Origin of the sequence: Paenibacillus sp. B2(2019) (genome assembly GCF_008370385.1) — a bacterium.
GTDB lineage: Bacteria > Bacillota > Bacilli > Paenibacillales > Paenibacillaceae > Paenibacillus_AQ.
Map to the genome: position 1 here is coordinate 829,806 of NZ_VTZR01000024.1, position 8,291 is coordinate 838,096.

An 8,291-nucleotide genomic window follows, 5' to 3' on the forward strand; every position below is an offset into this window, starting at 1 on the left:
CATTACATATTCCGGGAGGGAATCGACAGATGAGTGAATGGAGCAAGCAAGATCGATTTAAAGCGATATTATCTGGAGAAAAGGCAGATCGCCCAATTGTAAGTGGTTGGCGGCATTTTATCGACAAAGAACAAACTGCAGATGATTTAGCGCAAACTACGATTTCTTTTACGAAACAATATGATTGGGACTGGGTCAAGATCAATCCTAGAGCAACTTATTTGGCGGAAGCTTGGGGCAATCAATATGATTTTACGGATTATCAGACTGTATTTCCAAGGCAGCAAACAACAGCAATTCCATCAGCGGTTAATCTATGGGATATCGAAGTTAAAAAGGCGGTGCATACAGCTTCCTTGGCAGAACACTTAGAGGGTGTTAGAAAAATTCGTCAAGGACTACCTGATACCCCACTAATCCAAACGGTATTCTCTCCATTGACTGTATTGCTATTTATTGTAGGGCGTTCTGCTTATGTTACAAAAACAGTGTTTGGCATTGAGCATCCAGTAACTTTGCAGTCGTTATTTAAGGAGCATCGTGCGGCAGCGCACCATGCATTACATGCGATTTCATTAACCTTAGCCGATTATGTACAAGAGCTGCAGCAAGTGGGTTCTGACGGTTTGTTCTACGCTGTGACAGGCACCGCTCACCCAGGATTATTTGATGAAGCCATGTTTGACGAGTTCTCCAGACCTTATGACTCTATTGTCTTAGAAGCTGCAAGCTACGGCAAAAACATTCTTCATACTTGTGGGGCTTATGCCCAGCCTGAGAAATTTAATGATTATCGAATTGATGGGATCAGCTGGGATACTGTAGCCGAGGGGAACCCTGGTTTAGAGGCGGATCTTAAAGCTACTAAAGTAGGTGGCGTCGATCATGGGCTGTTCGCTGTAAACGATATCGCACAAATTAAGCAGCAGGCTAAAGAAGCACTGACATTAATGAAAGACCAGCCTTTTATTCTTTCTCCAAATTGCGCTATCCCACTTAATGTGACGGATGAGGCGTTAGCACAACTAAAACAATCTATATTTGAATAGGAGATGAAGTTATGAAAAAGTTGATAGTAGTGTTGATGATAGGAGTTCTAGCGGTGTTGACGGCTTGCGGGAATAGTCAATCCGATAATTCTGGAGATAAGAAGAAGCTTACCATTGGATTTGGTGTGGGAACCTATGAGGAGCAATTCCGCCAATCGATCCTTCCAATCCTAGAGAAACAAGGCTATAGCGTTGAAATTAAGTCCTTTTCGCAAAACATGCAGGTCAATCCTGCGATGAAGGAAGGCTCCATTGACGCAAGTATCTTCCAAAGCACAGCATACATGGAGGCAATCAACAAAGAAATCAAAGCAGACATGGTAGGAATTGCTTATGCGCCTGGTGCACCACAAGGTCTTTATTCCGTAAATCATACTACACTTGACGATGTTAAAGATGGTACAACCGTAGCTGTTCCGAATGATCCGGTGAACCAAGAGCGTGCACTGCGTATCCTGGAAGAATTGGGTTGGATCAAGATTAAAGATGGCGCAGGCGTAGCTGATTTTAACATCAACAGCATGGAACCGGATAAATATAACATTGATATTAAAATATTGGACCCTGCTCAAATCCTAGTTTCACTGCAAGATGTTGATTACGGCGTTGTAAACGGGAATTATATTGCTAATTCAGACAGAAAGATTACGGATGCCTTGAAAATCGAAAATACGCCTATGGAACACAGAATTATCGTATCGGTTAATAAAAAGGATGAAAATACACAGTGGGCGAAAGACTTGAAAGCAGCTTATGAATCTAAAGAGTTCGAAGAATATATTCGTGGAATAGAGAAATATGATGGTTTCATTCTGCCTGAAGCATGGGACAACAATTAAGTAAGGAAGTGAACGCAAGTGACACAAGAAAAGATTCATTTTATTGGTGGAGGACAGATGGCGGAAGCGATCATTCGCGCATGTATATCCAACAACACCCTGTCGGTAGATCAAATTAGTGTATCTGACATTAATGAAGCTCGTCTTCAGTTTTTGAGTACCAAATACGGAATAGATACGAAGAGCTCACAGGAGCAAAGCCTATCTACTGCAGATCTGATTGTGGTTGCGGTGCGTCCACAAGATGATTTAACTACACTTGGACAAATCGCACAACAATTCGCTTCACCTACCGCAGTCATCGTATCGATTGTGGCAGGTGTGACGAATGTCCAATTAGCTGGATATTTTGGAGCTGAGAGGTCCATTATCCGTGTTATTCCAAATACATTGACGGATACAGGCTACGGATATAGCGGTGTAGCATTAAATGCATACGCTAGCCATGATCAAGTGGAGCATTTCTTACTCGGATTTGGTAAAGTGCAATATCTGGATGAGACATTAATGGATATTTTCACTGGATTTGGTGTGGCTGGCCCCAACTATATTTATTATTTCATTGAGTCTTTTGTAGATGCAGGTGTGCTTGCCGGATTGCCGCGTGAGCAAGCCTGGAATGTTGCACTGGAGAATATGATGGGATCGGTAGCTATGCTGCAGCAGACAGGGCTGCATCCAAGACAACTGCTAGATATTAATAATTCACCTGGCGGAGTTGGGATGCATGGCTTGTACGAATTAAATAACAGTGATTTCGCAGCAGGTCTGCAAAGAAGTGTTCTGGCAGCTGTGAAGCGTACTACTGAGCTAGGAGTGAAGTAATCATGGCAACAGTGAAATGGGATCACTTAGTACACTACGTCAATGATCTGTCTAAACCGGTTGAAATCTTTAGAGCTCATGATTTGGTTGCTTTTAAGGGAGGTTCTCATAAAGATTGGGGAACCTATAACGCATTAAGTTATTTCGGGCTAACCTATCTCGAATTTCTGGGCATTGAGAATCTTGAGCTGGCAAAGGCAACCGAACATAATCTAGTGGTGAAAGACGCTGTAAAACTTCTGCCGGAGCATGAAGTCTTAAGCAGAGTAGTCATCCGGACAGATGATATTGAAGAAGTAGCGGATTCCCTTAAGGCAGCGGGTTTATCACTATCTCCAATCATCGATGGGAAGCGTCTAGATAACGAGGGAAGATTAATCGAGTGGCGCATGATGACTATCGGTGGTGACTTTCAAGGACTAGTCTATCCGTTCATCATTCAATGGAGCGGAACAGATGCAGAGAGGTTAGAAAGATTAACTTCGTCTGGAGTCATCCAGCCTCATCCTGCTGGTCATGTCGAAATCGTTCGCGCTGTATTCCATGTCTCCGATCCTGCAGCTACCGCTAAACACTGGGGATCGATATTCGGACTGCCTGTAGCAGAGTCAGAGGACGGTACCTTTAAACTTGCGATAGGAGATAAGTCTTTTGCTTTCGTGCAAGGGGATGAGAACCAGTTCAAGCAGGTGATTTTTGAAACGGATTCATTAGCGCTGAAAGGGAAGACGATTCAGATCGGTGACGGGGAGTATGTTTTTGTATAAGGCATTAGTTTCTTTATAATTTAAGATAAAAAGACTTGCTAGAAGGTATTGATATCTCGAGCAAGTCTTTTTGCTATCCGTTGATGTGATTTTTTTGTTTTAGTCAATTTGTAAACCGGATAAAATTACATTTTATGGTAAAATAACCATGATAACGAAGATTGAAAACCTCGAGTATGCAGTTAAGAGATAACCTTCAACGGATTAATTCATGTACCAAAAGTATAGTATCCACTTTGATTGGGATTGCAATTGAAGAAGGATGAATCCCTTCTGATGATATTACTTTGAATAACAAAATGTTTTTTGCGATGGGACGAAACGGGCAATTTATAATCGTTATTCCGAGTTTATAGACTGTAATCGTCTTTACAAGCACGCTTGATAATACCATTAAACCTTTGGATTTTGTGCGTGAGTTCATTGTGAAATCAATGGGGAATTGATGGGAATGGGTTTTAGGGGGACATCAGATAAATTGTAATTAGATATAATTGATAGTTTGCTAAGTAGGACATGATAACTTTTTCAAGTACAGATAATCGGCAGTCATTGAAATATCGTTGTTGTCACAAAACGACTCCTTATCTCGTTTTATATGCAGACGGAATAAGGAGTGGTTGCAATGAAAGAATTGACATGCATCGTTATTGGCGGAGGATATGCAGGTATTAATGCAGTTAAAGCGATTCGGAAAACATTTAAGGGGCAAGCAAGTAAACGAACACTCCGACTTATTTTAATCGATAAGAACCCTTATCACTTTCGCAAAGTATTGCTTTTTAAGCCCGCGGTCGGAGATGAAGAGATTACTATCCCTCTGACTAGGTTATTTCCCGAGGGGGTTGAATTCGTTCAGGCTACTGTAACGAAAATCGAATCAGGGGAAAGAAGGCTACTTTGTCAGGATGCTGTAGGAAATAAGAATTCGATAAAATATGACTTCCTCGTTCTGGCGGTGGGCAGCATCGTGCGGCAACCCGACCCTGATCTAGGAGGTATAGCATTAGCGAGTTTAGACGCTGCGTGGAAGATCCGAGAGGCATGGCGCGCGAATATAAAGAAAGCTGTAAAGGAAAAAAGCTCGAAAGAACGTCAGAGATTAATGACCATTGCCGTTGTTGGAGCGGGCATAAGCGGCATCGAGACATCTGCTGAACTAGCTTATTTTTTTCGTGATGATGCGGTATCATTGGGACTTGACCCGAATGCTGTAAGGATAAATTTATTTAACGCGAATAAGAGACTTTTCCCAGAAGGCCCGGCAAAAGTAGGGCTTAAACTGGAACGTTCACTTGACGCTTGCGGAGTAACTACCTTACATGGAAGTAGGGTGTTACAGGAGAAAGAGGGAGTGCTAACCTTATCTAACGGCGAGACGATGTCCGCTGGCCTATGTGTCTGGACGCTGGGGCTGTTACCCAACCCAATGCTGCAAAGCATCGGGTTACCGATCACTCCGGAAGGATACGTGATCGTAGATGCAAGTTATCGGGTTCAAGGGGCCCAGGGTGTATACAGTATCGGCGACTGCGCGCGAATCGTAGACCCTGCTAGCGGATGGGTGGACGGGAAGACGTGTAAGGAAGCGACCGCCCAAGCAGCAAGGCTTGGAAAGATTTTATCGGCGGATATTGCAGGGCGTCCGGCACCCATGCATAAGGAGTTTATTGACTTTTTTTGTTTTGCCTTAGGTCCGGAGCAGGGAATGGTATGGACACATCAATGGGGGTTAAATATTATTTTTACAGGAAAGCTGGGTTGGCGAATAAGGAAATTCACATGGGATTCGGCAAGTCTGTTAAAATAATGTAAACAGAGGGTTAGTGGAAAAGGGTGGAATTTTAAGATGCAAGAGTTATATGAGCATTATAAAGGGCTGCTTTTTACGCTTGCCTACCAACTGACTGGATCGGTCTCCGATGCGGAGGACGCTGTGCAGGACGTATTCCTGAAGTTGTATGATGTAAAGCTGGATCGATTGGTTGAACCTAAAGCATATTTGTGCAAAATGGTAACTAATCGCTGTCGGGATTTATTCAATTCGGCGCGTAAGCGGCGGGAACAGTATTTCGGGCAATGGCTTCCTGAGCCCCTTCTTACTCCGAATGATGAATCGTTTGAATCGGTTGTTCAAGGCGAGCTGCTGTCTTATGCTATGCTCGTCTTGCTTGAAAGGCTGTCCCTTACGGAACGGGCAGTGTTCGTGCTTCGTGAGGCGCTCGGCTTTGAATATGCTAATATTGCTGAGCTCGTTGGCAAAAGCGAAGCGAATTGCCGCAAGCTGATCAGCCGTGCGAGAGGAAAAATGGGGATTACCCCCGATGAACCAGTCAATCCCGAAGCTGCAAGCGAAGAGTGGGTCCGTCGACTCCTAGCGGCTCTCGAACAGGGTAACGTGGATAGGGTTGTATCCATGCTCGCCAAAGATGTCGTGTTGGTCTCAGATGGAGGGGGTAAAGCCTTCGCCGCCGTCCATCCTATTGAATCGCGCGATCTCGTCGCCCGTTTCCTTCTCGGCTTAACTCGTAAGGCTCCTCATTACGAAGGAGGCGTGCATGTAGAAATGAGGGATATAAATGGCCAAACAGGACTCGTTGTCCGTTCAGGAGATGGCATCGTAACTGTTGCGCTAATGCATGTCGAGAGAAATTCGATTCGCAACTTATACTTTGTTAGGAACCCAGATAAGCTGAGGCATTTATTGAAATGAAAAGAGGATTTGAAAAAAATCGCCGTTAGAACAGTTATGGAGATGTGGGGGAGTGAGCACTCCGGTAACACTAACGGAGTTGATTAGTAATAACAAGGAATTCAGGAGTGTATCAACACTACTAGGATCAGAATAAAGGAATACAGTGGATTAGCAAACAAATCACTTAAAGTGCTTGTTAGAAGTTAAGTATAGTGGTAATCAAAGGTGAGGGTTATGTTATGCCAAAAAATGATAATATGCTAACAATTCTATGGATGTTGAATTCGGGAGAGAAATTGACTGCAAAGCAAATATCGGAAAAGTTAGAGATAAATATAAGAACAGTTTATCGGTATATTGATGCACTATGCGTCAGTGGCGTCCCTATCATATCCGACACAGGGCACAATGGAGGGTATAGCTTGCTGCACAATTTTATCAAATCTCCTCTACTATTTAGTATTGATGAAAAAAAGACACTGCTTCATGCTGCCCTATTTGCAAAAGAAGCCGGATATCCTTTGAGTGAGGCATTAGAGAATGCAACATCCAAGTTGAAAATGTATTCGAATCAGGAGCAGGAAAGTATACTAAGCCATCATTTAGCCGGATTTGAAGTAATAAACCGCAGGGGATACCCCGCTGTTCAGCCGGTATTGCAGGAATTGGAGCACGCTGTAGCAAATGAATGGTCTGTAGAAATTTCTTATCGTAACAGTCATGAAGAGCAGTCCCAAAATAGGGTAATAGACCCCTATGGCGTGGTTAATTGGAACAATAAGTGGTACACAATTGCATTTTGCCACCTGCGGAATGAGATCCGCATCTTTCGGGTAGAACGAATTCTGAACATCACACGCACGCCATTCTCATTTAGGCGTCCCAATGATTTTTCAGCGCGTACTTTTTTTATGAAAAATCTGTTACCAGATGTAGTAGGTAAATCCGAATTAATTTCTTTAATTATTGGTGGCAGGGCAGAGGCGTTGGATGATTTATGCATACATTGGTTTTTGGAGCATCATTTGCAGGAGCGGACATCAACGCAAGCAATTTTTTTACTTGAGGAAGAATCACTGTATACATATGTTCCGTATATAATTCTTCCCTATGGGAAATCCATTCAAGTTATAGAGCCACAGAATCTAAAGAATAAACTTGTGGCGGTTGCTTCAGAGTTAATGGAATATTATCAAGTTTAACAACTTCACTGACAGCAGATGTCAGTGAAGTTGTTTTATTATAATGATAACCACTCATTAAAGATGAATGGTTGCTGTTACCTAATAAACTTTATGAGGAGCACTTAGAAATGAATAATACAGTATATCTTTATGTGTTTGATACCATGTCCGATTGGGAAATAGGTTATTTAACCGCCGAACTGAACTCTGGAAGACACTTCAGACAGGGGCTGGGTCCAGCAAAAATAGTCACCGTTGGGATAGAAAAGACTCCAGTAACTACAATGGGCGGATTGAAAATAATGCCTGACATTAAAGTGGATGAGTGCAGCATTAAAAGCGTAGATGCACTGATTTTACCTGGTGGAAATACATGGACAGAAGCTATTCACGTGCCCATATTAAAAATTGCCGAGATGTGTTTAAAGGAAGGGATAGTAGTTGGAGCAATTTGCGGTGCTACCTTAGGACTTGCTCAAGCAGGATTGTTAGATTCACGTTGGCACACAAGCAATGATTTGGCCTACCTTAAAATGATTTGCCATTCTTACACGGGCGAAGAATATTACAAAGTGGAATCTGCTGTCACCGATGGGAAATTGATCACCGCATCCGGAGTAGCTCCATTAGAATTTTCTGTTCATGTTTTAAAAGCGCTAGATGTATTTTCTCCAAAAACATTAGACGCTTGGTATCGACTTAATAAAACTCAGGAACCTAAATATTTCTACGAGTTAATGAATTCAATCCAATGACAGTATAGGGATATTAGGCATGTGGAGTGCTGTGTGTTGTTGATTCACTAATAATGTCTGAAGACCACATTTACCTATAAATAGAAGCCCAGGCGTGTTCTAAACTGTACCCTATCGAGTAGACACTTTTAAAAAGTCTCTCGGTAGGGTATTTTTGTTTATAACGAAGAAGATAGG

8 protein-coding genes are annotated in these 8,291 nt (G+C 42.6%); all 8 read left to right on the plus strand.

The genetic code is table 11. The features are described from left to right. Positions 1 to 29 precede the first annotated feature (29 nt). The 8 genes from PAENI_RS25020 (at position 30) to PAENI_RS25055 (ending at position 8,114) form a co-directional block, all read left to right on the plus strand. Complete coding sequence (locus tag PAENI_RS25020; RefSeq protein WP_149647040.1) at positions 30 to 1,049, plus strand: uroporphyrinogen decarboxylase family protein; 1,020 nt, start codon at positions 30 to 32, stop codon at positions 1,047 to 1,049. Positions 1,050 to 1,060: 11 nt separating this feature from the next. Then, positions 1,061 to 1,888, plus strand: coding sequence for a MetQ/NlpA family ABC transporter substrate-binding protein (locus tag PAENI_RS25025; protein ID WP_076299273.1), 828 nt, complete (start codon positions 1,061 to 1,063; stop codon positions 1,886 to 1,888). An 18-nt stretch (positions 1,889 to 1,906) separates the two neighbouring features. Beyond that, complete coding sequence (proC, locus tag PAENI_RS25030) at positions 1,907 to 2,713, plus strand: pyrroline-5-carboxylate reductase (protein WP_149647041.1); 807 nt, start codon at positions 1,907 to 1,909, stop codon at positions 2,711 to 2,713. 2 nt (positions 2,714 to 2,715) lie between these two features. Further along, positions 2,716 to 3,480, plus strand: coding sequence for a VOC family protein (locus PAENI_RS25035; protein WP_149647042.1), 765 nt, complete (start codon positions 2,716 to 2,718; stop codon positions 3,478 to 3,480). A 625-nt stretch (positions 3,481 to 4,105) separates the two neighbouring features. Further along, positions 4,106 to 5,290 carry an NAD(P)/FAD-dependent oxidoreductase gene (locus tag PAENI_RS25040; protein WP_149647043.1) on the plus strand — a complete coding sequence of 395 codons (1,185 nt, stop codon included), beginning with the start codon at positions 4,106 to 4,108 and terminating at the stop codon, positions 5,288 to 5,290. 39 nt (positions 5,291 to 5,329) lie between these two features. Continuing rightward, positions 5,330 to 6,193 (plus strand): RNA polymerase sigma factor SigJ, encoded by an 864-nt coding sequence (gene sigJ / locus PAENI_RS25045; RefSeq protein ID WP_076299269.1) that lies wholly within the window; start codon positions 5,330 to 5,332, stop codon positions 6,191 to 6,193. Between the two features lie 221 nt (positions 6,194 to 6,414). Further along, positions 6,415 to 7,377, plus strand: coding sequence for a helix-turn-helix transcriptional regulator (locus PAENI_RS25050; protein WP_149647044.1), 963 nt, complete (start codon positions 6,415 to 6,417; stop codon positions 7,375 to 7,377). Positions 7,378 to 7,487: 110 nt separating this feature from the next. Continuing rightward, positions 7,488 to 8,114 carry a type 1 glutamine amidotransferase family protein gene (locus PAENI_RS25055; protein ID WP_149647045.1) on the plus strand — a complete coding sequence of 209 codons (627 nt, stop codon included), beginning with the start codon at positions 7,488 to 7,490 and terminating at the stop codon, positions 8,112 to 8,114. Positions 8,115 to 8,291 lie beyond the last annotated feature (177 nt).

Excerpts from the sequence above, each read along its gene's own strand:
- PAENI_RS25020 (WP_149647040.1), top strand. The coding sequence starts at position 30 with ATGAGTGAATGGAGCAAGCAAGATCGATTTAAAGCGATATTATCTGGA.
- PAENI_RS25055 (WP_149647045.1), top strand. The coding sequence starts at position 7,488 with ATGAATAATACAGTATATCTTTATGTGTTTGATACCATGTCCGATTGG.
- PAENI_RS25035 (WP_149647042.1), top strand. The coding sequence starts at position 2,716 with ATGGCAACAGTGAAATGGGATCACTTAGTACACTACGTCAATGATCTG.
- PAENI_RS25050 (WP_149647044.1), top strand. The coding sequence starts at position 6,415 with ATGCCAAAAAATGATAATATGCTAACAATTCTATGGATGTTGAATTCG.
- PAENI_RS25040 (WP_149647043.1), top strand. The coding sequence starts at position 4,106 with ATGAAAGAATTGACATGCATCGTTATTGGCGGAGGATATGCAGGTATT.
- sigJ (WP_076299269.1), top strand. The coding sequence starts at position 5,330 with ATGCAAGAGTTATATGAGCATTATAAAGGGCTGCTTTTTACGCTTGCC.
- PAENI_RS25025 (WP_076299273.1), top strand. The coding sequence starts at position 1,061 with ATGAAAAAGTTGATAGTAGTGTTGATGATAGGAGTTCTAGCGGTGTTG.